Genomic DNA, 26,682 nt, shown 5'->3' on the forward strand with positions numbered 1-26,682 from the left:
TTAAATCATGGAGTTGTTGCACAGTATCAATGATTTTAATGAAGCCAAGCAAGTGATCGCTGGGGGGGTCAATTCGCCTGTTAGGGCGTTTAAGAGCGTTAAAGGCACTCCGCCTTTTATCTTAAAGGGTAAGGGGGCGTATCTCTATGATGTGGATAACAATCATTATATAGATTTTGTGCAAAGCTGGGGGCCTTTGATTTTTGGGCATGCGGATGAAGAGATTGAAGAAAATATTATTAAAGCGTTAAAAAAAGGCACTTCTTTTGGCGCACCCACAGAGTTAGAAACCACTTTAGCTAAAGAAATCATTGCTTGTTATGATGGTTTAGATAAGGTGCGTTTAGTGAGTAGCGGCACGGAAGCGACCATGAGTGCAATACGACTCGCTAGAGCTTATAGCCAAAAAGACGATTTGATCAAGTTTGAAGGGTGCTACCATGGGCATAGCGATTCTTTATTGGTGAAAGCGGGTAGTGGGTGCGCTACTTTTGGCTCTCCTTCTTCTTTAGGCGTGCCAAGCGATTTTAGCAAGCACACTCTAGTGGCTCGTTATAACGATTTAAACTCCGTTGAAGAATGCTTTAAAAAAGGCGATGTGGGTTGCGTTATTATTGAACCCATTGCAGGAAACATGGGGTTAGTGCCGGCCCAAAAAGAGTTTTTAGTGGGGTTAAAAACCTTGTGTGAAAAATACCAAGCGGTATTGATCTTAGATGAAGTGATGAGCGGTTTTAGGGCGAGTTTGAGCGGTTCGCAAGAATTTTATGGTATTGTGCCGGATTTAGTAACCTTTGGTAAAGTGATAGGCGCTGGGCTTCCTTTGGCGTGCTTTGGGGGGCGTGCGGAAATTATGGACTTGCTTTCGCCCATTGGTGGGGTGTATCAAGCTGGCACTTTAAGCGGTAACCCTTTGGCGGTGTGTGCAGGGTTGAGCGCGTTGTATAAAATCAAAAGAGACAAAACGCTTTATGCTCGCTTGAGTGCTTTAGCTGTTCGTTTGACTCAAGGCTTAAAAAAGAGCGCTCAAAGCTACAATATCGCTTTACAAACGCTCAATAGAGGGAGCATGTTTGGCTTTTTCTTTAACGAAAATGCGGTGCAAGATTTTGATGACGCTTTAAAAAGCGATACGGAAATGTTTGCACAATTCCACCAAAAAATGCTCTTTAAAGGCGTGTATTTGGCATGTTCAAGTTTTGAAACCGGCTTTATTTGTGAGCCTATGACTGAAGAGATGATTGATTTAGTGATTACTAAAGCCGAAGAGAGTTTTGATGAAATCATAAAGGGCGTGTGAATTTTTGAAAAAGCCAAAATACTACAAGTTTATAGAGGGGGCGAATTATTTGAGCTTAGGGCTTTCTATGGTCGTAGCGATCCTTATGGGCGTGGCTATAGGCTATGGGCTTGAAAAGCTCACTCGCATTTCGTGGCTTTTTTGGCTTGGGGTTGTTTGGGGCGTGTTAGCGAGCTTTCTTAATGTCTATAAAGCTTATAAAAACATGCAAAAAGACTATGAAGAATTGGCTAAAGACCCTAAATACACGCATAAAACCAAATAAATCAAAAAGCCCATGTGCCAAATCCAATGCCTGCTTATTTTACTCGCTATCAATGTAGTTAGTGCGATCGTTGTTTATTTTTTTCAAGCATTTCATGGGGTTTTGAATTTTGAAGGGGGGTTTTTAGGGTTTTTTATCGTGGCGTTGTCTTCGTATTATGGCGTTAAAAAGCGTTTGGATTTGAGGAAACAAGATTCAGAAAAAGAAGAAAAGCAAAAATTCCAAAAATTCGCCTTAGGTTTGGAAATGTCTTTTAATGCGTGGCGTTTAGGGGGGTATGGGGTTTTATTGGGCATTTTAGGAGCGCTTTTAGCGTTTAATCTTTTTAACGGGCTGTTTTTTCTTATCGGCGTGTTTGTGAGCTCACTCTCTAGTGCGTTATTGCGATTTTTAAACAATAATGGTAAGTTTTGACACAAATTCCTATTACTTTTAACCCCCTTAACCCTTTTTTAATTTTTTATCCTATAGAATAAAAACAAAAATGGGAGTGGATTTTGAAAGAAAAAAATCTCGCCAAAAGAATCCTAAAAACCGCTGTGATTCAAATGCAATCCAAACCCTACGCTTTGAATGAAAACTTGCAACTAGCCCTTAATCTAGCCAAAGAAGCCCACAATAAAGGTGCAAATCTCATCGTTTTGCCTGAACTTTTTGATAGCGGGTATTGCGTGAATGATCAAGATGATGCATTAGGGATAGATTTTAAAGCCCTAAAACATGGCGAGAAAACGCTAAAAAACGAGACTTTAAAGGTGTTAAGCGATTTTGCAAAAGCTAATAAAACGCATGTGGTGGCGTGCAGTATTGAAAAAACCAATCAAAAACTCTACGACAGCGCTTATATCGTTTCACCAGAAGGTAAAATCGTTGGCAAACACCGCAAGATCTATTTGTGGGGTGATGAAAAATCGCGCTTCAAAAGGGGCAAAAAATATGGGATTTTCACGCTGGATTTTGGGGATTTTAGCGTGAAAGTGGGTTTGCAAATTTGCTATGAAATCGGCTTTGGCGTGGGCGCGAACATTCTAGCGTTGCAAGGGGCGGAGATTTTAATCTATCCTAGCGCGTTTGGCAAAGCTAGGGCTTATAATTGGGATTTATTGAGCAAGGCTAGAGCGTTAGAAAATAGCTGTTTTGTGTGTGCATGCAATCATAGTGGGGAAGAAACTAATTCTAAATTAAAACAAACGCTAGAGTTTGCAGGAGATTCAAGAATCGTTGCACCCAATGGAAAAATCATTGCACAAGCCACTAAATTTAACGAAGTCATTATCGCTGATCTTGATTTAAACGAGGCCGCATCGCAACGCCAAAAAATCCCTTATTTGCAAGATTTTGATACCAAACTCACTAAAAAGGGGTTTGGAAAACTCACTTAAATAAGGAGAGATTATGGCAAAAGAAATTTTAGTGGCTTATGGCGTGGATATTGATGCGGTGGCTGGTTGGCTAGGGAGCTATGGTGGGGAGGATTCGCCTGATGATATTTCGCGTGGGCTTTTTGCAGGGGAAGTAGGGATCCCACGGCTTTTAAAATTGTTTCAAAAATACCACCTTCCGGCGACTTGGTTTGCGCCTGGGCATTCTATTGAAACTTTTCCAGAGCAAATGAAAATGATCGTAGAGGCAGGGCATGAAGTGGGTGCACATGGGTATTCGCATGAAAACCCTATCGCTATGACGGCCAAGCAAGAAGAAGAGGTTTTGTTAAAAAGCGTTGAGTTGATTAAAAATCTTACCGGCAAAGCCCCCACAGGCTATGTGGCACCGTGGTGGGAATTTTCTAATATCACTAACGAATTGCTTTTAAAACACGGCTTCAAATACGACCACTCGCTCATGCACAATGATTTCACGCCCTATTTCGTGCGTGTGGGGGATAGTTGGAGCAAGATTGATTATAGTTTGGAGGCTAAGGATTGGATGAAGCCTTTAATTCGTGGGGTTGAAACAGATTTAGTGGAAATCCCTGCAAACTGGTATTTGGACGATTTACCGCCGATGATGTTTATCAAAAAATCCCCCAATAGCTTTGGTTTTGTAAGCCCACACGATATAGGGCAAATGTGGATCGGTCAATTTGATTGGGTTTATCGTGAAATGGATTATGCGGTATTTAGCATGACGATCCACCCTGATGTGAGCGGACGCCCGCAAGTGTTGCTCATGCATGAAAAAATCATTGAGCATATCAATAAGCATGAGGGCGTGCGTTGGGTAACATTCAATGAAATCGCTGATGATTTCTTAAAACGAAACCCTAGAAAAAAATAACGATTGAATCGCATTGGTGCGAATGCAATTTGCACCAACTGTTACAAATAAACTTTCAATTCATTTTCCATTAGTTTGATTGTTTTCTTTAAAATTTCTTCGTCTAAAGGTTTGAAATTTTTGTGTATGGGTTTATTGATGTCTCTTTCGCCTTTGAGTAAGGTTACTATATTTAGATCCACGCTTTCAAAGTAGCTCATTATAGAATGCGTGGGTTTTGATCCAAATAGGGTTTCTGGCAAGGCTGAATAATCGCCACCCAATTGGCTTTCTAGCTGAAATAAATAACAAGATATATTTGGATATAAAGTCTTAAGGAGATGAAAATCCACTAATATTCGCTTTAGCATAGCGTTTTCCGTATAGGCTTTACATTCTATCCCCATAACCAATTGATTATCCACAAGTATATGTTTATCAACGCTCAATCCGTAATAATAATCTTTCTTATGCTCTAATATATATGCCCTTACTTGTTTGTTAGCTATACTTTCTATGTAGCTATCTTTGATGGGAATTTTTATTTTATTAGAATTTATTTCAAGCCTATTAGTTTTGCCACCAATATTTTGCCATGCTATTTTGACAATCTCTTCACTGATATGTTCTTGTAATTTGCCTTTAACGCTTCTTATAACTCCGCCATACGCCCTACTATCTTGACCCCGAGCGTCTTTATCAATCGCTTTAACCACAATATTATAATATTGTATAATATCTTTTATAGAACTCAAATTATATCCCTTACATTAAATAAATCTGTTGCTTCTTTTAACCTTGCTTTTGCTACTTCACAATACTTTTCGCTAATGTCTACGCCTATGAATTTACGCCCTAATTGTTTGGCGACTTTTGTCGTTGTCCCTGCACCATTAAATGGGTCTAATACAATATCACTTTGATAGGAAAATAGCTTTAAACACCGCTTTACTAATTCTTCTGGGAACATTGCATCATGCCCATATTGTTTCATATTGCGTTCTGGGGCAAAGTTCCACTTGCCATAAACCCACTTTTTAAATTCATCATCGGTTATGTCAATGTTGTTTTTATCGCCCTCTTTTTTTAGGCTATTTTTGCAAAAAATTTCAATAAATTCCCACGAATATTTTAAATATGGTGCAGCAGGGCTTTTCCAGCTTCCCCAAGTGCAGTATTTGCAGTTGTAGTTATTCTTTTCCCATAAAATCTCGCCTTTCCAAATAAGCCCTTCATCAATGAAAAATTTGCTGATAAAATGGTGCGTAGGGATATAATCGCTAAACATAGGTTGGATATTGACAATGATTCGCCCTCCGCTTTTTAATACACGAATACACTCTTTAAAAATGGCAAAAAGCGTGTTAAAATATTCTTGCCAAAGATTTGCATCCTGCGTTGCGTTGTAATTGATGCCAAAGTTGTAAGGCGGTGAAGTTAGCATTATGTCTATGCAATTATTTGGGAGCTTTTTTAAAAACTCCAAGCTATCCGCACAATAGATTTGATTAAGATAACTTTGAATTTCATTGATCTCTTTGCTAAACTCTTTTTTGTAAGATTCGTAAGCTAATCTTGCCTTTGCGTTTTGCTTTTTGTGGGCGACTTTTTTAGCTTTGTTGAAGCTTTTAAATACGATTTTGCCATTTTGACTAGAAAACGAGCGGATCTTATATAATTCCTCTAATGTCTTTTGAATCAGCGTATTTTGTGCAGTCAATTCAAGCGTTTTTAAATCCACAATATCAAAATGAAGCGTGATATTTGAAGCATTAACAATTGATTCAATACCGCAAGATTGCAACAATGAAAGCGCGTCTGTGATCTCATTTGGCGCGTAAATATTTTCTAGCGTAAGCGTTCTATAATCCTGCATTAAAATTCCTATACAATATAAACAGCATTAGATTTATTCTAGTCTATGGATTTTTTAGTAGAATTGTAGCATGATTTAACTTTTGGAGGTTAAAAATGTGCGTTTTGTGTGGGGAGCTTATTAATTCCTTTCATTGGACCGATGAGTTCAATGGGGGTAATGGGAGTTTGAGGGTGCAAAGTGCGTTTATTAGCGCAAATGAAAACGCCAGAGATCGCAAAAGAGCGAGGTTCAAACGAGTGGGATTGCTCAATCAAATCTTGGCGTTTTATGGGCTAAAAATTGATGATTGGCAAGGTGTAAAATTTGTGTTGTGCGATCAAAAAGGGCAAAGCGTGATCGTCAATGATCTAGGCGATTTGTGGGATAAAGCGCAAAATTTAGCCAAAAAAGAGATGGACGCATTAGATTCGAATCTGTTGGCGTTTTTAAACCACCACACAAACACCACCAACTGATGCCAAAAATCCCTATCACGCTCATCACAGGTTTTTTAGGCAGCGGTAAAACGAGTTTTTTAAGCGAATATTTAAGCCAATTTAACCACCAAGGCGTTGCTTTAATCATCAATGAAATCGGTCAGGCCGCCTTGGATCAACGCATTTTAAGCGTGCATTATTGCGATGAAAAAATGCTTTATCTTAACGCAGGGTGTGTGTGTTGCAACAAACGCTTGGATTTAGTGGAGTCTTTAAAAGATACAATCAATTTTTATGAATCGCGCGGCGAAATTTTAAAACGCATCATCATTGAAACCACCGGTTTAGCCAACCCGGCGCCGATTTTATGGACGATTTTGAGCGACACTTTTTTAGGGGCGCATTTTGAAGTTCAAAGCGTGATCGTTTGCGTGGATGTATTGAACGCTAAAACGCATTTGATAAACAACGAAGCTAAAGAGCAAATCATTTTTGCTGATAGCGTTTTATTGACCAAAACGGACTTGCAAAACGACAGCGTGGCTTTAATAAAATTAAAAGAACACATACAAGCCATCAACCCCAGTGCAGAAATTTTTGACAAGAAAAATATAGGGAAAAGTATAGATTATGAAAATCTTTTCTCACGCGAAAAAGGGGCGCGAAAATTTGCACCGCCAACACCAAAAAATCTGCACTCGCAAGGTTTTGAAACTTTAAGCATGCGTTTTGAAGGGGCGATGGAATGGAGCGCATTTGGGATCTGGCTGAGTTTGTTATTGCATAAATACGGCACACAAATTTTACGCATAAAAGGGATTATTGACATTGGGGAGGATTTTTTAGTGAGCATTAACGGCGTGATGCATGCAATTTATCCGCCCAAACACATTTTAAAGGACACTAGCGACTCTACTCTCGTTTTTATCACGCGCCATTTAGAGCGTGAAAAAATCTTAAATTCCTTAAAGGGTTTTAAAAATTTGCTTGGTATCAAGGGTTTTGAAACGCAATAATTTTTAATTTTATTCAAATGTAAAAAATGCTTTTAGAATTTTTTAAAATAAAAGAGTTTGAAAGCAATATTCTCTTGATCTTGTGGGGGTTGTAGGGGGAGGGTTTTTTAAAATACCCCTATCCCCTTATGGGTTTTATAAAGAATAAAATCTAAATTTTGCTATCTGTTTATAGCTGTTTGCATTTTAATAGGGAAAAGCACAATAAAGCTTAAAACCAAACACACTCCACAAATCACAAAAATCAAAAGATAGCCCAAATCCCCTAAAAATATCGTAAAAAGATACGAAAAAAGCGCTTGGAAAATCCCAAAAGAAAACACCACCCAAGAAGAGGCTTGAGCGAAATGTTTCGCACCTGCGATCTTTAAAGCCATCATGCTAAATAAATTGATATTAGCGGTCGTGGCCGCTCCCATCACAAAAATACTCAAATTGAGTAAAGGAATTTGGTGGAAAAAAATGGGTAAAAAACATGCGATGGATTTTAGAATAAGGATAAAGATATTGGCGTTTTTAGCCCCTAGCTTTTGAGCCATAGGGCCGCTGATTAAAGAGCCAAGTGTGGCGCCAAAGCCAAAAAACGCCCATGAAGTTCCAGCGATAGTGGGGGAGATATTTAAATGACGGATCAAATAATCCACCCAAAAAAGCGTGTGGGGTAAAAAACCAATCGCATTGAGGGCGCAAGAAACTAACAATAACCCCAAATGCAAAGAGATTTTAAGCTTGCTTTCTTCTTTTTTAATGGGTTTGTTTTTTAAAGAATGGTTTTTCAAGCCCACTAAGGAAAGGATAAAGGCTATCAAGCAACTGCCCCCTAAAAAAATCCACGCCCATTTGATATTATAAGAGCTGATCCAAGGCAGAACAAACCCGCTAAAGACAGATCCAATGCCTACGGCGCTAAAAATAAGCCCCCCCACTAAAGCCCTTTTATTTTCCTTAACATAGGGTAAAGAGAGAGGAGCGACTAAAATCATTAAAGCGCTGCTAGCCACGCCGGCGATAAAACGCCAGATCCAAAGCCAAAAGAAAGGGATACTATCAAAATAACAAACCAAAAAACTCAAAGCGATCAAACCAAAACTGATTTTAGCGATGCTTTCTAATGACATTAACGGGCTTAAAAATTGGATTAAAAAACTCCCAAAAACATAGCCCATTAGCACCGCAATGCCTAGTTGGAAGCTTTGGTGTGGGGTCAAGCTCCCTGATAAAATGAGTAGGGGGATTAAGACCACATAGCCAAAACGAGCCAGGCCGTTAGACACAAAAACCCCTAAAAAGCAAACAAACACGCGCATTTTTATCCTTAATAAAAATTATAAAAAAACAAGATTTTATATTATATTGAAACTTGTTAATTGATGGTGCATAATGAGAGTAAGATCAATTTAAGGGGAGCTCATAAGGTTGCCCCATTGTTGAGTAAAGAATTGATTGCGGAAATTGCAGATCTTGTATCTGTAAGAGGCTTTATTAAAATAAGGCTTTTTGCGGTGGTTATCATTGATGCAATAGCGGCTGATGATTACGGACTAGCTAGGGAACACCACTAAAAAAGAATTAAACGCTAAAAAAATAAAAATTTTGTTTTGTAAAAAATTAAAAAAATTAGAAAGATCAAAGCTCTGTTAGTAAAAGAAAAAGTTTAAAAATTAAAAATTTTATGAGTGAGAAAAAGTTTTAAAAAAGTTTAGAAAAAAGTTAAAAAATAAAACTTTGTGAGTGAAAAATATTCGTTTTAGATCTGATTTTGTTGTAAAACTTATTTTCTTAAGTTTTATTTAAAATAGTGAAAAACTCATTTTCTTAAAGAATAGAGAGTATTTTGAAACCGGATTTGTTCGGCTTGAGCGCCAAAATGCGCGATGCTGTTTTTAAGATTCGTTATCGTTTCTCCCACATACGCGCAACCGGCTCCCCAAGTGTTAGAAGTAACCGTGCCGGATGGCGTGCCACGGAGATGACCATTTTGCGTTTCATTACACACTCCTAAAGAGTCTTTTACAAAATCTTTAGGGATTTTGTCAAAATCATTCACCACTTGTTGGACTCGGTTTAAAATCTCTGTTTGCGCTGTAGCGTTAGTGAGCATGCCTTGAGCGAAACTTGCATCCTTAAAAGGGTTGAAAGGCTTGTTGTCTTTGTCTATTGTCCCTGATTGTGCGTTTTCAGTAACAATTTTGGCTTGCACGACGGCTTCTTGAGCGTTAGCGATCATGCTTTGAATCGCGCTGATTTCATTTTTAAAAATCCCACACGCACTACCATTACCTTTATTGATTCCTTCCCATAAACTACCACTACTTGCAGGACCTGCACCACCATTATTTATCCATGGGCATGCACTATTAAGAGTGGTTATAATCGTGCTGGCTTGTTCTAAAAGAATTTGAGCGTTATTTTTCGTATCAACTTCTTTATTTCCATTGTTCCCACTTTCGTTGATTGTAAATTTAAGCTCTGTGTTGGTGTTGCTTAAGACCGGGATTTCCTTCCCACTGCTCCCGAAAGCCTTTTGAATGATTTGATAAGCTTTATTGATGGTTGCATAATCTGCGGTGGATATAATGCTGAATTGACCTGGTTTATATTTTTCATTACCACAAGTAATGGTAGTGTCTCCCCATTGATTTGATGGCGTGTTGTTAAAGGTTTGAACGCCTCCATTTTTGTCTTTGTTAGGACCGGGACCGCAACCACTGATCGCATAGCTCATCACTTGCCACAAACCTGCTGCCGCATTCAAGGCTAAAAGCACGGCTTGATAGGCGGGAGAGTTGGTTTTTTCATCTAGCAAATTTTTCGCGCTCGCGCTCAAATTAGTCCTTGCGTTATTGATGGCATTGGGGTCGCTAGATTGCTGGATTAAGGTGTTTAGGACGCTATAATTGGTTAAAGCATTGTTCAAACTTTCATAACGATCTGAAAGCTCTTGAATGCCTTTGGTGTTTTTCACCATTTGAGCGGCTTCGCCGATTTGATAGCCTGCACTCATGTAAAAGCCGTCGTCTTCAGCGCTTAAAGTGGAAACTAGAAGCGAGCTTAGAGCGAGTGAAAAGATGGTTTTTCTCATGTTGTTATCCTTTTCTTTTTGAAATAAATTGATTTTATAGGTGAGTCTTGCAGAAATGTGTCTTTAAGTAAAACCATACCGCAAGCTTTCGTTAATATAATATAAATTGATGGGATTTTGACATTAATGGGTGTTTTTGCCCTTTCAAAAAAAAAAAAAAGATTTTTGTGGTATTTCTAAACAAATATTAAACCAATGAAAATGATTTTTAAAGAAATGAGATTGTTTGAAGAGAGGTAACTATAAAAAGTTTAGTTATTTTGTTGGAATGTTTGGTGCGATATTTATCCTAACTGCACGAAAAACTCTGCACTTTAGGGCGAGAAGATGCAAGTACATAGCCACTAGGCTACATTTAAGCTTACAAAATACCTCTAGTCTTTTTGGAGTAGGAAATATCCATGCAGACTTTAAAGAACAAAGCCTTTTGCGTTAGTGTTTGTTGGGACGCTTTAGTCATGCCCCTTGCTTTAGAAAGGGGGCGGTTTCACGACTTAATGATGGTATTGGGTAAAAAAGAGTTTTTGATAAAATTTTAAAGATTTTTGCTTGTTTTGTAAAAAGACAGAAACATTCAAAGCGTAGCGGAAAAAAGGGGGTTAATAAGGCGTTTATGATACCATTTATCCCAAACACTAAGGCGTTTGGGAAATATTTCTAAATGGTTTGAATAAAAGGTTTATTTTTTGTGGGGGAAATTGTGCGGGTTGCCTTTATCTCCAACATAAGCGATTTTATCGCCCAAAATATCATAAGCCTGGCCAAAGCCTTTCACAAAGCGCCCTTCTTTAAAATCCAAAGCGATCAAATGGAAATCTTGCATGGTGCGAATGGTTTTAATGCCCCCAGCGCCGCCGGTTTTTTCAATGAATGCATCAAAGGCTTTGTCAAACTCCGCCCCTCTCTCAATAAAACGAGCGTTGGTTTTATAGCGCAAGCGTTTTCTCAAAATGGCTGATTTAGCCTTGCTTTCATCTTCTAAAAACATCACTTCCACATTATTGGGGTTGTGTTTAAGGCCTGCAAAATGCTCAGCCACTTCACTCACATAAATGTAGTATTGTTTGCCATCATGCATCAAGCTCGCATAAGAGCATACCACATGCCCATTAGGGTGTAAGGTCGCTAAACAAACAGAATCAAAGCCTTCTCTAAAAGCTTTAATTTCTTCTTCCACGCCTTTTAAATCATGGGTTTTTTCCACGCTTTGGCACAATTCAATGATAGCGTTCTTGTAGTCTTTAGGGTCTTTAACTTCTTGGTTGAATTCAATCCTTAAGGTTTGGTTGTTGTTGTAGCCAATCACAATACCTTGTGGATCCACGCTTTTAAATGCAACATTTTCAGCGTGATGGACTTGCCCGAATTTTTTCAATAAGCCTTTCATGTCTTCTGCATGGTGGGCGTTCATGTGTTCTATAATACGATTAAGCAAAATATTCTCCTTATTTTTTAAAGATAATGAGAATATTATAATCAAAAAAACTAATTTTGAGCTTAATCCTTGACTGAAATCCTAGTTTTTATCTCTATGCCTAAAAGTTTAAAAGCGTTGGTCAAGCTCAAGCTCACCATTAAACAAATCTTTAAAAGCTCTTTAGCTTTAGGGGTGTCTAAAATCTTGCCAGCGTTATAGAAGTGGTGGAATTCTGAGGCGAGGGTTTTTGCATATTCGCACATTTTTTGCAAGCCGTATTCTTCAAAAGAGGCTTCAATGATTTTAGGCAAGCTTAAAGCACTAAAGAGGAGGTATTTTTCTTCAGCGTTCAGGTTTTTTAAAGGGGTTTGCAAAACCTCTTCTTTAGAAAAAGGGGATTTTTCTAGCATGGTATGGATGCGCGAGTTAGCGTAGTGGATGTAATAAATAGGGTTTGAGCTGTCTTGTTTTTTTAAAGTATTGACATCAAATTCTAAATGGGTGTCAAGCCGTTTGCTCAAAAAAATAAACCTTAAAGCGTCTTTACCAATATCATCAACTACATCTTTAATCAAAATGAAATTACCCGCTCTTTTACTCATCTTGTAAGGTTCGTTATCTTTGAGTAAGCGTACCATTTGAGCGAGCAAGACTTCAAGCTTACGAGAATCATAGCCTAAAAATTCAAGGCTAGCCTTCACTCTAGCGATATAGCCGTGGTGGTCTGCCCCCCAAATGTTGATGTATTTGGTGTAGTTTTGCTTAAATTTTTCATTATGATAGACAATATCGCCGGCCAAATAAGTGTAATTTTTATCTTCTTTAATAAGCACCCGATCGCTTTCATCCTGGTATAAAGAAGATTTGAGCCAGATTTTAGAATCCTTTTCATAAAGGGCGTTCGCTTTTTCTAAGGTTTTAAACACCGCATCTTTATGGTTAAAAACCTCTTTTTCGCTCGCATAAGAATCAAAATGAATGCCTAGAGAATCCAAATTGTCCTTGATTTCTAAAAGCATTAAATCTTTAGCGTAGCCGCTTAAAACTTCAATGATAGTTTCTTCATTTTCTTGAAAAAGGCTCGGTTCTAAATCGTTGCGGGCTTTTTGGGCGATTTCTATGATGTATTCGCCCTTGTAAAAGACTTCCGGATAAGTTACGCTTTCTTTTAAAACATGCTCTCTGTAAGCGAGCCACACAGAAAGCCCTAACAAGCGGATTTGAGACCCCATGTCATTGACATAATATTCGCGCAAAACCTCATGCCCTAAAAAGCGAGCGATTTTAGCCAAACTATCGCCAAACACCGCCCCCCTAGCATGCCCTATGTGTAAAGGCCCTGTAGGGTTAGCGCTCACGAATTCTAAAAAGATTTTTTGAGAATTTTCGCTTGGTAGTTTAGAGCCAAATTTTTCTTTTAATTCCAAAGCCTTTTGGGTGAAACGCTCCAAAAAATCCAAAGAAAGCGTGAAATTGATATAACCCTTACAAGCCACTACGCTGTCAAAAAACCCTTGAGTTTTAGCGTGCGTGCTGATTTTAAGGGCCAATTCCTCAGCGATGACTAAGGGCGATTTTTTAAAAACTTTGGCGAGATTGAAAGCAATGGGCGTAGCGTAATGCCCATGCTCTCGGTCTTTAGGGTATTCAATAATGACTTCAGCTTCTAAAATCTCTTCTAAAACGCCCTTAATAAGAGTGTGCATTTTTAGCTTTCTTGTTTTTGCGCGCTTTTCATGTCGCTGCTTTCATGCACTTTGGCTTGCGCTGCTTGAGCGTCTAGGGTTTTAGGCTCATTTTTAGCTTCTTCTTCATCGTCTTTCACGGCTTTTTTGAAGTTCTTGATCCCACTGCCTAAGCCTTTAGCCAATTCAGGAATCTTTTTAGCCCCAAACAACAACACAATCACTAATAAAACAATGACCCAATGCCATATACTTGTAAATCCGCCCATATGTTACTCCTTGAATTTATTGGTTGGTTTGCTTTGAATTATAGCTTGTTTGAAAAAGAATTGATAAACTTTATAAGGATTCGTTTTTCCAAGCCTTGCATATTTTTTCAAAATTAAACGCTTTTAAGCGATAAACGAGAGTTTTGGCGATGCTCAAAATGATTTCTTTGGATTTTTCTAAATCTTCATTGATGATGAGGTAGTCAAAACTCTCCAAGCTTTGCATTTCCTTATAAGCGTTAATCAAGCGCTTTTCTATCGTCTCTTTAGAATCTGTCCCCCTTAAAAGCAAGCGCTCTTTTAAAACCTCTTGATTTTTGGTGCTAATAAACACAGAGCATGCGTTAGGGTAATGCTTTTTAAGGATCTCATGCCCTTGCACATCAATATCAAAAATCACGATTTTACCCTCTTTTAAGGCTTTTTCCACAAGGGCTTTAGAAGTGCCATAATAGTGGTTATGCACGATCGCCCATTCTAAAAATTGCCCTTTTTCTATGCCTTGCTTAAATTCTTCTTCGCTGACAAAATTGTAATGCAAGCCATCAATTTCGCCCTCTCTGGGTTTCCTCGTGGTGGTGGAAAGGGAAAAATGGGTTTTTGGGATTTTTTCTTGCAAATACTTTGTAAGGGTGCTTTTACCCGCTCCGCTAGGGCCTGAAAGGATGAGTAAATTAAAATTGTTATTCATTAGGTTTTTTATCCTCTAAAGTGATTTTAATGCTTAAGGTTTTGTTTTCTAAAAGGCTTTTTAAGGACTCTTGATTGAGGCTTTTCAATAAATCTTGCAAATTCAAGCGCAATTCTAGGGGGCTAGAAGTTGCATCGCTTTTTTGGGGGATTTTTGCGTTTTCTTGTGGGGTTTCTGTAACGCTTTCTTTAGGGGTTTGTGCGGCGTTTTCATTATTAGAAGTTTCTATCAAGGCTCCATCAACAAGAGGTAACGCTTCCCCCATCGCTTTAGCCATCACCGGTTCAGGAATGTCTTCAATGGTTTCGTAGTTGTCTTGGGTTTTTGGGGGCGTTTTTTGGTCTTGGGTTTCTGTTTCTTGGGGGGTTTCTAATTCTTTTAAAACTTCTTCATTTTGGGGCGTTTCTGCGTTTTCTTGGTTTTCTAATTCTTGCGTTTTTGTTTCTTGCACTTGGGAAGCTTCTAATTCTTGCGTTTCTGTTTGTTCTGTAATTTCTTGTGCTTCCGTTTCTTGGGGGCTTTCTGCGATTTCTTGGTTTTCTAATTCTTGCGTTTCTGTTTGTTTTGTAATTTCTTGCGTTTCTGTTTCTGCTTCTTGTGTTTGGGGCGTTTCTGCGTTTTCTTGCGTTTCTTTTTTATCCTCGTTAGAATTTTCTTGGATTTCTTTGACTAATTCTTGCATGGCCTCTAATTCTTGTGCGCTTGGGGAGTCTTGCGTTTTTTCTTTGACTTGCTCTTGTTCTTGTTTTTCTTCTTGAATTTCTTGCGTCTCTGCTTCTTGTGTTTGGAGAGTTTCTGATTCTTTTGAAACTTCTTTTTCTTTAGGTGTTTCTGCAACTTTTTGCGTTTCTTCTTTGAATTGTTCTTGTTTTTCTTCTGCAACTTCTTGCGTTTCTATTTCTTGCGCTTGCGGTTTTTCTAATTCTTGGGAGGCTTCTAATTCTTGCACTTGTGTTTGTTCTGTAACTTCTTGTGTTTCTGTTTCTGCTTCTTGTTTTTCTGCTTCTTGCACTTGGGAGGCTTCTATTTCTTGCGGTGTTTCTGCGATTTCTTCTTTTTCTTCTTCTTTAACTTCTTCGTTTTCTTTTTGTGCATCTAAAGTGGGGAGTAATTGCTCTTCAGCGTTAGGCTCTTCTTTAGCTAGGGCTTCTAAATCGCCTAAATTTTCTAATTCGTCCCAATTGGTTTCTAAAATTTCTTGAGTTGGGTCTAAATTCTGGCTAGACTTTGGCTCGCTTGCATTAAAGCCAAGCTTTTTTTGAAGGATTTTTAAAACCTCAGTGGGTAAAAAAGGTTTTTTCATTTTCACCTCAAAGCCTTCCAAGAAGGGCTGCGCTTCATTACCCTTTTTATACATGCATAAATTTAGATGGTTTTGAGAGATGATTTCTTTTAACTCTAGCCAATCCACTTGATCCAGTTTTTCCAGACTTTCATCATCGGCTATTAAAAGCCATTCTAGATCTTTTTTAAGGCGTGCGGATAGCTCTTCATAGTGGTTAAAATTTTCCATAGATAATTCTAACTTTTTAGAGACGCTCTCAAGCAACTTTGCAATCATGGGGTTTTGGTTGAATACAATCATTTTCATTTTAGGGACTCCTTAATTTTAGTAAGAAACGCTTCTTTAAGCTGTCAATTTTTATCGCTTTTTTTAAATCTTTTATTATAATCAAAAATCCACTTGGTTGGTTGTTTTTATAATGAGTGTAATTTAAAATAAGGATCATTTGATGTTAGATCAATTTAAAAAAATCGTTGGCGTTAGCGTGTTAGTGGGCTGTTTGGGGGTTTTACAAGCTAAAAATAGCCTGTTTGTCTTACCTTATGAGCAAAGGGACGCTTTAAACGCTTTAGTTTCTGGCATTAGTAACGCTAGAGAGAGCGTGAAAATCGCTATTTATAGTTTCACGCACAGAGATATTGCAAGAGCCATTAAAAGCGTAGCGAGTAGGGGGATTAAGGTGCAAATCATTTATGATTATGAAAGCAATCATCATAACAAGCAATCCACTATCGGCTATTTAGACAAATACCCTAACACTAAAGTGTGTTTATTAAAGGGGCTTAAGGCTAAAAACGGGAATTATTACGGCATCATGCACCAAAAAGTAGCGATCATTGATGATAAGATCGTGTTTTTAGGCTCAGCGAATTGGAGCAAAAACGCTTTTGAAAACAATTATGAAGTGCTTTTAAAAGCCGATGATACAGAGACAATTCTCAAAGCCAAGAGCTATTATCAAAAGATGCTAGAAAGCTGTGTAGGGTTTTAAAGCCCTTTAAGAAATCCTAATCGTCTTTAGCGTTTGGGCGTTTCACAAGCCCTTTAGAAGTGGTAATTATACCCCACATAAAAGGCAAAAACCCTACGCATTTGAACCTTGAGTGCATCGGTGGTGTAGTATTTGTTACTAATGGTGGGGAATTTAAACCCGATTTCAAATTCATGCTCATCTACAAATAAGGCTTTCATGCCAAAGTTAAAAAGGAATTGAAAAGAGGTGTTATCAACTGCACTAGTGTTAGTGATGCCTAGTAATTCCTGCCCTTTATTGCCAATATACCAGCTATTCCCCGCAATTGCAATCCCCCCAAAAACGCCAATATCCACGCCAATATCATCTTGATAGAAACTCCCTTGGAAGAAATTCCATATCGCATCCACGCCCACGCCATAAGTGATCATGTTATTGCCGCCATAATAGCCTTTAGGGTATCTCATGCCATAGCCTTGCCAGTCTAAAAAAGCAAAATAACGCAAACCCAAGACCTTATCCGCATGGAAAAAGTGGTTATAGCCCATAACCAAGCCAATCCCATTCGATCCCATGTTGGTGAGTTTTTTAACGCTATTGACGCTAGTCATCACATTAGTATAACCGGTTTGGTAGTTAGTTATTTCTCTAACTTCATGGATATTAGTCATTAAATTGATAGAACCTGTTTGGTAATTGAATCCCATATACAAATTTTTTGTCCAAGAAGGTGCAGCGCTTTCTTCTTTAGCTATTAAGGCGTGTGTCAGTAAGCTTGCACCAACCAACATCTTTAACAAGGTTCTCAATTTTATCTCCTACAAGTTAAATTCATTATAAAGACCTAAATTTTACAACAACTTGTGCAAAATTAAGCATTTATTCTTTGTAAGAGAGTATAATTTTGAGGCTTAAAATAGTGAATAAGGCTAGTGAATGAAAAAAGCGCTTTGTATAGGGGCTATTTTGTTGAGCATGTCAGCCAATGAGCCTGGAATTGATTTTAACCCTCCTAATTATGTGGAAGAAACCCCCTCTAAAGAATTTATCCCAGAATTGAACAAGTTAGGGAGTTTGTTCGGGCAGGGTGAACGCCCTTTATTTGCGGACAGGAGAGCGATGAAGCCTAATGATTTGATCACAATCATTGTCTCTGAAAAAGCGAGTGCGAATTATTCTAGCTCTAAAGACTATAAAAGCGCTTCAGGGGGTAATTCCACGCCCCCAAGGCTCACTTATAACGGCTTAGATGAGAAAAAGAAAAAAGAAGCGGAGTATTTAGACGATAAGAATAATTACAATTTCACTAAATCCAGCAACAACACGAATTTTAAAGGCGGTGGCTCGCAAAAAAAGAGTGAGGATTTAGAGATCGTGTTGAGCGCTAGGATTATTAAAGTGCTAGAAAACGGGAATTATTTCATTTATGGGAATAAGGAAGTGCTAGTGGATGGGGAAAAGCAAATCCTTAAAGTGAGTGGGGTGATCCGCCCTTATGATATTGAAAGGAATAACACCATCCAATCCAAGTTTTTAGCCGACGCTAAGATTGAATACACGAATTTGGGGCATTTGAGCGATTCTAACAAAAAGAAATTCGCTGCTGATGCGATGGAAACCCAAATGCCTTATTGAAAAGGGCGTTTGAAAACCGCATGAGAGTGATCGCTATTATTTTGGCTAGAAGCTCCAGTAAAAGGATCAAAAATAAAAATGTTATAGATTTTTTCAATAAGCCCATGCTCGCTTACCCTATTGAAACAGCACTAAACTCCAAGATCTTTGAAAAAGTGTTTATCTCTAGCGACAGCATGGAGTATGTTAATCTAGCCAAGAATTATGGGGCGAGCTTTTTGAATCTACGCCCTGAAGTTTTAGCCAACGATAGGGCTACGACTTTAGAGGTGATGGCCTATCACATGGAAGAATTGAAATTAAAAGATGATGATATAGCGTGTTGTTTGTATGGCGCTTCAGTTTTTTTGCAAGAAAAGCATTTAAAACGCGCCTTTGAGGCTTTAAAAGAAAATCAAAATGCGGATTATGTTTTCACTTGTTCTCCCTTTAGCGCTTCGCCCTATCGTTCTTTTAGCCTTGAAAACGGCGTTCAAATGGCTTTTAAAGAGCATTTAAACGCGCGCACGCAAGATTTAAAAACGCTCTATCATGACGCCGGACTGCTTTATATGGGGAAGGCTCAAGCCTTTAAAGAAATGCGACCCATTTTTAGCTCAAATTCTATCGCTTTAGAATTATCGCCCCTAGAAGTCCAAGATATTGACACTCTAGAAGATTTGGAATTGGCCAAGCTCAAATACAGCCGTTTAAAAAATTCATGCCAGTAAAAATTTTGTGCGATGCGTTTGCAACGAGCGGTTTAGGGCATGTGAGGCGTGGTGGAAAAATCCTTTCTTACATAGAAAAATTAGGCGTTGGAGCGAGCCTTTATTTGCACAAACAAAACGATATAAGCGCTTTTTTAGAGAGCGTTAATGGTAATGATTTTTTGATTACGGACAGCTATTGTTTAAATTCAAAAGATTTTTATCTTTTAAAAGAAAAATCTCAAAACCTTATGGTGATAGAAGACAAAGAGCATGCAAAGGGGTTTTACCCTAAAGAGACTAAAATCATCAATTGCATGCTCAATGCTTCAAATCATTATAGTTATTTTTCTAAAGATCATTATTTGGGGGTGGGGTTTTACCCTGTTGACATTCGTTTTATTTATGATCGCCCTATCAATGCAGAAAATAAAGAAGTGTTGATCACGCTAGGGGGGAGCGAGCCAAAAATATTAAAAGAGATAGTCAAAATTTTAGAAAATAATGAAATAAATTTGCATATCATTTCATCTCATATCCCTAAAAACCCTCCCAAAAACACGCATTATTACAGCCATTTAAGCCCTTTAGAGTTTAGCTCTTTGATGAAATCTTGCGCTTGCGCCATTAGCGCTGCTGGCCAAACCCTCTATGAATTAGCCCTTTCTCAAACGCCCTCGCTCATTATCCCCATTGCGCCTAATCAAATCCTTCAAAGCAAGGAATTTGAAAATTCAGGCATTTTCAAACAAACGAGTTTAAAAACTTTAGCTAAAGATTTTGAAAAATTGCAAATTCAAAAAAATCAAGCCTGGGCAAAAAACCTAGTTTTTGGGAGCAAATTAGAGGGCGCATTAAGGGAGTTTTTAGGGGTTTGAAAAAAAATTATTGTTATGAAAATATCCAAGCGGTTGATTTTACTAATTTAAACGATGAAGAAAAGTTGCTGGTTTTAGAATTTCGTAACCACCCAAACACTGCCTTATGGATGTATAGCGCTAATATTTCTTTAAAAACGCATTTGCAATTCATAGAAGATTTAAAAACTTCACCTAACCACCGCTATTTTTTGTTTAAAGAAGAGGGCGTTTATTTGGGGGTTGGCTCTATCACTAAAATCAATCTTTTCCATCAGCATGGGTATTTGGGGATTTATAAAAACCCTTTTTTAAAAAATAAGGGAGGGGCTATTTTAAAAGCTTTAGAATTTATCGCTTTTGAAGAGTTTCAATTAAATTCTTTGCATTTGGAAGTGATGGAGGATAATTTCAAAGCGATCGCTTTCTATGAAAAAAACCATTATGAGTTAGAGGGGCGTTTGAAAGGCTTTATCTCTAAAGACAAGGGGTTTATAGACGTTCTTTTGTATTATAAGGATAAGAAAAAACATAATGGTCAATCTTTTCCAAAACTTTAGGGCTAATTTCTAATCTTAAATTCAGCACGCTCAAAGGCAATTTGCAATCTTGCAATTTGACTAAATCTTTTGAAGTAACCAACAAGGAAGTGGCGTTATTTTGATGAAACTTTTTTTCTAAAAGCTTCAAATCAAAAGGGGCATGGTCTTTAAAATAGATTTTTTTAACCACTTCTTTGGGCAAGAATGCGTCTAAGCGGCTAGGGTTAGCGATAGCCGTTACTAAAAGCATGCGCTTGGTGGGGTGGGTAATAGAGGTGATTCTTTTATAATCTTTATCTTCTATAATGACTAAATGGGCTTCTTTGTAGCTTTTAATATTTTCTCTATACAACCCGCTAGGCAAGCAAAAAGGGTAATAGGGGGGGATTTTAGGTCTTAAAAGCACATTGAATTGGTTGAAATTAAACCTAAAGCCATCGTCTAAAAACACGATTTTTGCTCCTAATTCAAGGGCTTTTAAAACGCCTAGCTCTCTTTTTTCGCTCACAATCACGCTCGCTTGTTTTAAATTTAAGGCTAAAAGATAGGCTTCATCGCCGGCTGTGCTTTGGGAGACTAGAATTTTCCCTTTAACGCTCACCACCACTAAACCTTTAGAATCCCGCTGATACCCTCTAGAAACAACCGCCACTTCTTGGTATCTTGGCGCGATTTCTAAAATAAAGGGCGTTTTACCGCTTCCCCCAGCGATCAAGTTGCCTACGCTAACAATAGGGATTTTAAAATCATACTTTTTAGCGGCTTTTCGTTTAAGGGTAGCGATGCATTGATAGATTAAAGAAAAAGGGTAGAGTGCAAAAATCAACCCTTTTTGCAAAAGAGTGGGGGCGTAAAAATAGCGTTCTAAAAAGGGTTTATCGCTTTTCATTTAGGATCAAATCGTTTGGCGATGGTGGGTAATTCCAGTTTAAAAGCGTTTTTTTGGACACGGCTTATTATGTTTTTCACTAAAGTTTCATCATGGCCTAATTGAATGAGAGTCTCTAAATGGATGGGTTTTGTTTGAAACAACGCTTCAATATCTTTTAATAAAGGATCGATCACGCTATAAGGATAGCCCAAATCCTTTTCATCGCTTTGGCCTATAAATAAATCCGCGCTAGGGGGCTTATCTAGGATATTTTTAGGGATATTTAGATGGCAAGCGAGTTCATAAACTTCGGTTTTAAACAATTCCCCAATCGGGTTAATCGCGCACGCCAAATCCCCAAACAAAGTGCCATAGCCTAGCATTCTTTCGCTTTTATTGCTCGTGCCAATGACTAAAGAATGGCTTTTTAAAGAATAATCGTATAAAAAAGCCATGCGCAACCTTGAGCAAAAATTCCCCTTTCTAGTAAGGCTTGCGTCTTTAAAATGAGAGCCAAAGATTGCATCATAGGGCGCGATAGAATATTCTGTATAGGGGATAGAAAAGGTTTCACACAAATTTAGGGCGTCTGATTTACTTTCTGGCATAGAAACTGAAGAGGGCATTAAAAGGGCATGAGCGTTTTCTTTAAAAACCTTTTGAGACAGCACCCCAACGACCGCGCTATCCAGCCCCCCGCTCAACCCATAAACGACTTTTTTAAAGCCTCTTTTGTGAACTTCTTTTTCTAAAAAATCGCATAAATAAGATATGAGTTCGTGGTAGTGTTTTTGCATGCTTTGAATTATAATAGAAAAAATGTATCCTTTAAGTAAAAAATTAGTTTTTCTTGCTATAATTTTTGTTTCACTTCTTTTAAAAGTGCTCGTAGCTCAGCTGAATAGAGCAACAGGTTGCGGTCCTGTAGGTCGGGGGTTTGAATCCCTCCGAGCACACCATTTAATGAGTTTTTAATATTCTGCATGTTTTTAAACATTATCGCTCCCATTATGGTAAAATAAACACTCGCTTAAACACGCTAGGAGATTTGATTTGGCATTACCCATTTATTACGATAAAGACATTGATTTAGGCGTTATCCAATCCTTACAAGTGGGCGTTATTGGTTATGGCGCTCAAGCAAAAGCCCAAGCGCTCAATTTGAGAGATTCTAAAGTGAAAGTGCGTGTTGGCTTGTATCAAGGGAGTTTGAGTATTCCAAAAGCAAAGGCAGAGGGCTTTGAAGTGCTAGAAGTCAAGGAATTAGTCCAAAAGTCTGATGTGATCATGGCGTTACTCCCAGATGAATTGCATAAGGAAGTTTTAGAAAAAGAAGTGATCCCTTTTTTAAAAGAGAATCAGATCGTGGGCTTTGCTCATGGTTTTAGCGTGCATTTCAATCAAATCTCTTTTAAAAAAGGCATCGGTGTGATTTTAGTCGCGCCAAAAGGGCCAGGGAGCGCTTTAAGAGGAGAATACCTTAAAAATAGGGGCTTATACCATTTGATCGCCATAGAGCAAGAAAATTCAAAAAACAACGCTAAAGCCGTGGCTTTAAGCTATGCAAAGGCGATGGGTGGGGGGAGAATGGGGGTTTTAGAAACGAGCTTTAAAGAAGAATGCGAGAGCGATTTATTCGGCGAGCAAGCGGTTTTGTGTGGGGGGTTGGAAGCGATTGTAAGAATGGGGTTTGAAACTTTAATCAAAGCAGGATACCCTGAAGAATTAGCCTATTTTGAATGCGTGCATGAAGTGAAATTAGTAGCGGACTTGTTGCATTATAAGGGGGTGGAGGGCTTGAGAAAACACATTTCTAACACCGCTGAATTTGGGGCGATTAAAGCTAGAGAGCCTATGGCAAATCTGTTAGAAAAACGCATGCAAAAAATCTTAAAAAAGATTCAAAACGGCTCATTCGCTAAGGATTTTTTACTAGAAAAAAGCTTGAATTACCCCAGGTTAAACACAGAGAGAAAAGCTCTTAAAGAGACTAAAATAGAGCAAATTGGGGAAATTTTACGCACCCCATTCAATCATGAAAAATAAATCATTAAAATAAAGGAATCATATGGCAATAGTAGTTACTATCACTTCAGGTAAGGGGGGCGTGGGTAAAAGCACCACCACGGCTAATTTGGCGATCGGGCTGGCTGAGAGCGGTAAAAAAGTCGTAGCGGTTGATTTTGATATAGGTTTGAGAAACTTGGACATGATTTTAGGGTTAGAAAATCGCATTGTTTTTGATGTGGTGGATGTGATGGAGAAAAATTGCAACCTTTCGCAAGCGTTAATCGTGGATAAAAAAACTAAAAACCTTTCTTTTTTAGCGGCTTCACAAAGTAAAGATAAAAACATTTTAGATAAGGAAAAAGTAGCGATTTTAATCAACGCTTTAAGGGCGGATTTTGACTATATTTTGATTGACTCGCCCGCTGGGATTGAAAGCGGTTTTGAGCATGCGATTTTGCATGCGGACATGGCGTTAGTGGTGGTAACGCCGGAGGTGAGTTCTTTAAGGGATAGCGACAGAGTGATTGGCATCATTGATGCGAAGTCTAACCGGGCTAAAAGGGGCGAAGAAGTGCATAAATATTTAATCATCAATCGCTTAAAACCTGAGTTAGTGGAAAGCGGCGAGATGATTTCAATAGAACAAGTGTTAAATATTTTGTGTTTGCCTTTGATTGGGATCATTCCTGAAGATAGCCACATTATTTCAGCGACTAATAAGGGCGAGCCGGTGATTCGCACCGATTGCGAGAGTGCAAAAGCTTACCAGCGCATCACCAGAAGGATTTTAGGCGAAGAAGTGGAGTATGTGGAATTTAAGGCTAAAAAAGGCTTTTTTAGGGCTTTAAAAGGGATGTTTTCATGAGTTTGTTTGATTTTTTTAAAACTAAAGGGAGTGCAGCTACTGCAACGGACCGATTAAAATTGATTTTAGCCAAAGAGCGCACCTTAAATTTGCCTTACATGGAAGAAATGCGTAAAGAAATCATTGCCGTTATTCAAAAATACACTAAATCTTCAGACATCCATTTCAAAACCCTTGATAGCAACCAAAGCGTGGAAACGATTGAAGTGGAGATTATATTGCCTAAATAGTTTAAAATGAAAAGCCATTTCCAATACAGTGCGCTAGAAAATATCCCTAAAGTTTTTGACATCCTCAAAGACCCCCCTAAAAAGCTCTATTGTGTGGGCGATACCAAGCTTTTAGATGCACCTTTAAAAGTGGCTATCATAGGCACAAGAAGACCCACCCCTTATAGCAAGCAACACACCATCACGCTAGCTAAAGAGCTTGCCAAAAATGGCGCGGTTATTGTGAGTGGGGGAGCGTTAGGCGTGGATATTATCGCTCAAGAAAACGCCTTACCAAAAACAATCATGCTTTCGCCTTGCAGTTTGGATTTTGTCTATCCTACCAACAACCATAAAGTGATCCAAGAAATCGCGCAAAACGGCTTGATTTTAAGCGAATATGAAAAGGATTTCATGCCCATTAAAGGCTCTTTTTTAGCGAGAAACCGCTTAGTGATCGCTTTAAGCGATGTGGTGATTATCCCCCAAGCGGATTTGAAAAGCGGCTCTATGAGCAGCGCGAGATTAGCCCAAAAATACCAAAAACCCCTATTTGTTTTGCCCCAACGCTTGAATGAGAGCGACGGCACTAATGAGCTTTTAGAAAAAGGGCAGGCTCAAGGGATATTTAACATTTATCATTTTATAAACACCCTTTTAAAAGACTATCATTTACAAGAAATAAATGAAAATAAAGATGAATTTTTAGAATATTGCGCGAAAAACCCTAGCTATGAAGAAGCGTATCTCAAATTTGGGGATAAACTTTTAGAATACGAGTTATTAGGCAAGATCAAGCGCGTCAATCATTTCGTGGTGTTAGCGTGATTTTAGCATGCGATGTGGGGCTAAAACGCATTGGCATCGCCATGCTTTTCAATGGTATTATCTTGCCTTTAGAAGCGATTTTGCGCCACAACAGGAATCAGGCCTCTAGGGATTTGAGCGTTTTATTGAAAGAAAAAAACATTCAAGTGCTGGTGGTGGGCAAGCCTAGTGAAAATTATGCGGATACGAATATTCGCGTTGAGCATTTTATCAAGCTTGTCGATTTTAAGGGCGAAATCGTTTTTATTAATGAAGATAGTTCTAGTATAGAAGCTTGTGAAAATTTAGAGCATTTGGGCAGGAAAAATAAGCGGCTCGCTATCAAAGATGGCCGGTTAGACTCTTTGAGCGCTTGCAGGATTTTGGAGCGCTATTGCCAGCAGGTTTTAAAAAAACATTAGGGATAAAATTCTAATATAAAAAATGCTCAAAGATATTTTTTAAAATCCATATAATCAAAGAGCTTGATTTTAATCAAGCGATAGTTTTTAAAAGCGCTTTTTGGGTTAGGGGTATTAAACGCAAAATATCCTCTATCCCTTAAGAGAATGAGTTTTATTATAAAAATTGAAGTTTAAAACCCCCATTTGTAAAAATTAAAAGGTTTTAGTCATCAATATTTGATTATAATAAAGTCTAAATTTTTTAATAAAAGGGAGAAGCGTCATGCTAGGAAGTTTTAAAAAAGCGATTTTTAGGGTTTTATGCTTGGGTGCATTGGGTGTTTATTGGGGGGGGGGGTTAATGGCAGAGCCAACCCCTAAAGAGCTTGTTGATCAGGGCAAAGAGATTTTTAATTTTGCCGTGCATGGTGGGGGTGGCACATTTAGAGGAGATAGTCTTGAAGCTAAGGAATATTATATTCAAGCTAAGGAATATTTTGAAAAAGCGTGTAATTTAAACTATGCTAAGGGGTGTACTGAACTAGGAGGTCTATATGAGGGTGAAAATTTAGTAATAGGAGAGAATCCTAGTTTAAAAGAGCGTTTGAAAAAAGCTGTTCAATACTACTCTAAAGCGTGTGATTTAAAAGATGGTGAAGGGTGTAGTTTTTTAGGGTTGGTATATGAACTAAATGGGTATGGAGTAGTAAAGAAGGATTTAAAAAAAGCCATTCAATACTATGTTAAAGCGTGTGAATTAGATGATGTTGGAGGGTGTTTCATATTGTTAGCAAGGTTAACAACAGATAAACTAGTGACCAAACAAGAATTTGTTCAATATCTCTCTAAAGCTTGTGAATTAAATAGTGGTAGTGGGTGTCTTATATTGGGGACATTCTATGATGGTGGGAAAGACAAAGATATAAAAAAAGTTGTTCAATACTACTCTAAAGCTTGTGAATTAAATAGTGGTAGTGGGTGTTCCAGTCTAGGAGCTATGCAATATGTTGGTAAGGGCGTAGTCAAAAATGAAAAACAAGCGATGGAAAATTTTGAAAAGGCTTGCAAATTAGGAAAACTAGGACATAAAGAAGCATGCGAGATAGTTACTTATAAAGGGCTTTGCGAATTAGGACATAAAGAAGCATGCGAGATAGTTGGCCTTATGGTGCGTTGCTTTCTAATGGCAGATCTAAAGGCATGTGGTATGGAATATGATAAGCAAAAAGCCTTAGGTTTTTTAGGGGGTTAGAGCATCG

Annotated in this window: 30 protein-coding genes, 1 tRNA gene and 1 pseudogene; 20 read left to right on the top strand and 12 right to left on the bottom strand. The window is 38.2% G+C overall.

What is annotated here, in order from left to right; translation table 11 throughout:
• Positions 1-7: 7 nt before the first annotated feature.
• The 5 genes from hemL to AA977_RS01520 all read left to right on the top strand — a co-directional run bounded on the left by hemL (position 8) and on the right by AA977_RS01520 (position 3,842).
• A complete protein-coding gene (gene hemL / locus AA977_RS01500; protein ID WP_064434309.1) occupies positions 8-1,300 on the top strand; it encodes a glutamate-1-semialdehyde 2,1-aminomutase in 1,293 nt (430 codons plus the stop codon).
• Between the two features lie 4 nt (positions 1,301-1,304).
• Entirely contained in the window at positions 1,305-1,565 is a 261-nt protein-coding gene (locus tag AA977_RS01505) for an AtpZ/AtpI family protein (protein WP_033613846.1), read from the top strand.
• A gap of 12 nt (positions 1,566-1,577) precedes the next feature.
• Positions 1,578-1,979 (top strand): hypothetical protein, encoded by a 402-nt coding sequence (locus AA977_RS01510; RefSeq protein WP_064434310.1) that lies wholly within the window; start codon positions 1,578-1,580, stop codon positions 1,977-1,979.
• An 83-nt stretch (positions 1,980-2,062) separates the two neighbouring features.
• A complete protein-coding gene (locus AA977_RS01515; protein WP_064434311.1) occupies positions 2,063-2,947 on the top strand; it encodes a carbon-nitrogen hydrolase family protein in 885 nt (294 codons plus the stop codon).
• 13 nt (positions 2,948-2,960) lie between these two features.
• Positions 2,961-3,842, top strand: a complete 882-nt coding sequence (locus AA977_RS01520; RefSeq protein ID WP_064434312.1) for a polysaccharide deacetylase family protein — start codon at positions 2,961-2,963, stop codon at positions 3,840-3,842.
• Between the two features lie 41 nt (positions 3,843-3,883).
• On the opposite strand, the gene AA977_RS01525 is transcribed toward AA977_RS01520, so the two are convergent.
• Complete coding sequence (locus AA977_RS01525; RefSeq protein ID WP_064434313.1) at positions 3,884-4,576, bottom strand: hypothetical protein; 693 nt, start codon at positions 4,574-4,576, stop codon at positions 3,884-3,886.
• Positions 4,573-5,697, bottom strand: a complete 1,125-nt coding sequence (locus AA977_RS01530) for a DNA-methyltransferase (RefSeq protein ID WP_064434314.1) — start codon at positions 5,695-5,697, stop codon at positions 4,573-4,575. The genes AA977_RS01525 and AA977_RS01530 overlap by 4 nt, the downstream gene beginning before the upstream one ends.
• Positions 5,698-5,792: 95 nt before the next feature.
• Here AA977_RS01530 and AA977_RS01535 point away from each other — a divergent pair, with 95 nt between their 5' ends.
• Positions 5,793-6,155 (top strand): hypothetical protein, encoded by a 363-nt coding sequence (locus AA977_RS01535; RefSeq protein ID WP_064434315.1) that lies wholly within the window; start codon positions 5,793-5,795, stop codon positions 6,153-6,155.
• On the top strand, positions 6,155-7,132 hold the full coding sequence (locus AA977_RS01540; RefSeq protein WP_064434316.1) for a CobW family GTP-binding protein: 978 nt from the start codon (positions 6,155-6,157) through the stop codon (positions 7,130-7,132). The genes AA977_RS01535 and AA977_RS01540 overlap by 1 nt, the downstream gene beginning before the upstream one ends.
• A gap of 161 nt (positions 7,133-7,293) precedes the next feature.
• Here the strand turns inward: AA977_RS01540 and AA977_RS01545 are convergent, their stop codons facing one another.
• Positions 7,294-8,439, bottom strand: a complete 1,146-nt coding sequence (locus AA977_RS01545; RefSeq protein ID WP_064434317.1) for a YbfB/YjiJ family MFS transporter — start codon at positions 8,437-8,439, stop codon at positions 7,294-7,296.
• A 120-nt stretch (positions 8,440-8,559) separates the two neighbouring features.
• Between AA977_RS01545 and AA977_RS08180 the strand changes: the two genes are divergently transcribed.
• A complete protein-coding gene (locus AA977_RS08180; protein WP_301335551.1) occupies positions 8,560-8,694 on the top strand; it encodes a hypothetical protein in 135 nt (44 codons plus the stop codon).
• A 254-nt stretch (positions 8,695-8,948) separates the two neighbouring features.
• Here the strand turns inward: AA977_RS08180 and AA977_RS01550 are convergent.
• From AA977_RS01550 to AA977_RS01575, 6 genes and pseudogenes are all read right to left on the bottom strand, one after another.
• A pseudogene (locus tag AA977_RS01550) lies at positions 8,949-10,214 on the bottom strand (SabA family sialic acid-binding adhesin); the annotation flags it as partial.
• A gap of 679 nt (positions 10,215-10,893) precedes the next feature.
• The gene (locus AA977_RS01555; protein ID WP_033746626.1) at positions 10,894-11,649 is read right to left on the bottom strand and encodes a HugZ family heme oxygenase; all 756 of its coding nucleotides are present in this window, start codon (positions 11,647-11,649) and stop codon (positions 10,894-10,896) included.
• A 62-nt stretch (positions 11,650-11,711) separates the two neighbouring features.
• On the bottom strand, positions 11,712-13,337 hold the full coding sequence (gene argS / locus AA977_RS01560) for an arginine--tRNA ligase (protein WP_064434318.1): 1,626 nt from the start codon (positions 13,335-13,337) through the stop codon (positions 11,712-11,714).
• Positions 13,338-13,339: 2 nt separating this feature from the next.
• On the bottom strand, positions 13,340-13,585 hold the full coding sequence (gene tatA, locus AA977_RS01565) for a twin-arginine translocase TatA/TatE family subunit (protein ID WP_064434319.1): 246 nt from the start codon (positions 13,583-13,585) through the stop codon (positions 13,340-13,342).
• A 70-nt stretch (positions 13,586-13,655) separates the two neighbouring features.
• Positions 13,656-14,276, bottom strand: coding sequence for a guanylate kinase (gmk, locus tag AA977_RS01570; RefSeq protein WP_064434320.1), 621 nt, complete (start codon positions 14,274-14,276; stop codon positions 13,656-13,658).
• Positions 14,269-15,867: a putative sodium/potassium/calcium exchanger gene (locus AA977_RS01575; RefSeq protein ID WP_064434321.1), complete on the bottom strand. Its 1,599-nt coding sequence runs from the start codon at positions 15,865-15,867 to the stop codon at positions 14,269-14,271. Before AA977_RS01575 ends, gmk begins: the two co-directional genes overlap by 8 nt.
• A 142-nt stretch (positions 15,868-16,009) precedes the next feature.
• Here AA977_RS01575 and AA977_RS01580 point away from each other — a divergent pair, with 142 nt between their 5' ends.
• Entirely contained in the window at positions 16,010-16,552 is a 543-nt protein-coding gene (locus tag AA977_RS01580) for a phospholipase D-like domain-containing protein (protein ID WP_064434322.1), read from the top strand.
• 53 nt (positions 16,553-16,605) lie between these two features.
• Here the strand turns inward: AA977_RS01580 and AA977_RS01585 are convergent, their stop codons facing one another.
• On the bottom strand, positions 16,606-17,343 hold the full coding sequence (locus tag AA977_RS01585; RefSeq protein ID WP_172795999.1) for an outer membrane protein: 738 nt from the start codon (positions 17,341-17,343) through the stop codon (positions 16,606-16,608).
• A 127-nt stretch (positions 17,344-17,470) separates the two neighbouring features.
• Between AA977_RS01585 and flgH the strand changes: the two genes are divergently transcribed.
• From flgH to pseH, 4 genes are read left to right on the top strand one after another with little or no spacing between them, the layout of a single operon-like run.
• On the top strand, positions 17,471-18,169 hold the full coding sequence (gene flgH / locus AA977_RS01590; protein ID WP_020972002.1) for a flagellar basal body L-ring protein FlgH: 699 nt from the start codon (positions 17,471-17,473) through the stop codon (positions 18,167-18,169).
• A gap of 20 nt (positions 18,170-18,189) precedes the next feature.
• Positions 18,190-18,879: a pseudaminic acid cytidylyltransferase gene (gene pseF, locus AA977_RS08040; protein ID WP_064435175.1), complete on the top strand. Its 690-nt coding sequence runs from the start codon at positions 18,190-18,192 to the stop codon at positions 18,877-18,879.
• Positions 18,870-19,736 carry a hypothetical protein gene (locus tag AA977_RS08045; RefSeq protein ID WP_064434323.1) on the top strand — a complete coding sequence of 289 codons (867 nt, stop codon included), beginning with the start codon at positions 18,870-18,872 and terminating at the stop codon, positions 19,734-19,736. Before pseF ends, AA977_RS08045 begins: the two co-directional genes overlap by 10 nt.
• Entirely contained in the window at positions 19,733-20,275 is a 543-nt protein-coding gene (gene pseH, locus AA977_RS01605) for a UDP-4-amino-4,6-dideoxy-N-acetyl-beta-L-altrosamine N-acetyltransferase (protein ID WP_064434324.1), read from the top strand. Before AA977_RS08045 ends, pseH begins: the two co-directional genes overlap by 4 nt.
• On the opposite strand, the gene AA977_RS01610 is transcribed toward pseH, so the two are convergent.
• Positions 20,208-21,146 (bottom strand): tetraacyldisaccharide 4'-kinase, encoded by a 939-nt coding sequence (locus AA977_RS01610; RefSeq protein WP_064434325.1) that lies wholly within the window; start codon positions 21,144-21,146, stop codon positions 20,208-20,210. The two genes, pseH and AA977_RS01610, sit on opposite strands and share 68 nt — an antisense overlap.
• Complete coding sequence (locus tag AA977_RS01615; RefSeq protein WP_064434326.1) at positions 21,143-21,925, bottom strand: NAD+ synthase; 783 nt, start codon at positions 21,923-21,925, stop codon at positions 21,143-21,145. The genes AA977_RS01610 and AA977_RS01615 overlap by 4 nt, the downstream gene beginning before the upstream one ends.
• Positions 21,926-22,010: 85 nt before the next feature.
• On the opposite strand from AA977_RS01615, the gene AA977_RS01620 reads away from it, so the two are divergent.
• The 7 genes from AA977_RS01620 (at position 22,011) to AA977_RS01650 (ending at position 26,675) form a co-directional block, all read left to right on the top strand.
• Positions 22,011-22,087, top strand: a tRNA-Arg gene (locus AA977_RS01620).
• Positions 22,088-22,181: 94 nt separating this feature from the next.
• Positions 22,182-23,174, top strand: a complete 993-nt coding sequence (ilvC, locus tag AA977_RS01625) for a ketol-acid reductoisomerase (protein ID WP_064434327.1) — start codon at positions 22,182-22,184, stop codon at positions 23,172-23,174.
• Positions 23,175-23,196: 22 nt separating this feature from the next.
• Positions 23,197-24,003, top strand: a complete 807-nt coding sequence (minD, locus tag AA977_RS01630) for a septum site-determining protein MinD (RefSeq protein WP_064434328.1) — start codon at positions 23,197-23,199, stop codon at positions 24,001-24,003.
• Positions 24,000-24,233: a cell division topological specificity factor MinE gene (gene minE, locus AA977_RS01635; RefSeq protein WP_000051430.1), complete on the top strand. Its 234-nt coding sequence runs from the start codon at positions 24,000-24,002 to the stop codon at positions 24,231-24,233. The genes minD and minE overlap by 4 nt, the downstream gene beginning before the upstream one ends.
• 6 nt (positions 24,234-24,239) lie before the next feature.
• Positions 24,240-25,040 (top strand): DNA-processing protein DprA, encoded by an 801-nt coding sequence (gene dprA / locus AA977_RS01640; protein WP_064434329.1) that lies wholly within the window; start codon positions 24,240-24,242, stop codon positions 25,038-25,040.
• On the top strand, positions 25,037-25,441 hold the full coding sequence (ruvX, locus tag AA977_RS01645) for a Holliday junction resolvase RuvX (RefSeq protein WP_064434330.1): 405 nt from the start codon (positions 25,037-25,039) through the stop codon (positions 25,439-25,441). Before dprA ends, ruvX begins: the two co-directional genes overlap by 4 nt.
• 343 nt (positions 25,442-25,784) lie before the next feature.
• On the top strand, positions 25,785-26,675 hold the full coding sequence (locus AA977_RS01650) for a tetratricopeptide repeat protein (RefSeq protein WP_064435176.1): 891 nt from the start codon (positions 25,785-25,787) through the stop codon (positions 26,673-26,675).
• Positions 26,676-26,682: the final 7 nt, after the last annotated feature.

It is taken from the genome of Helicobacter pylori (assembly GCF_001653455.1).
Classification (GTDB): Bacteria; Campylobacterota; Campylobacteria; order Campylobacterales; family Helicobacteraceae; genus Helicobacter; species Helicobacter pylori_A.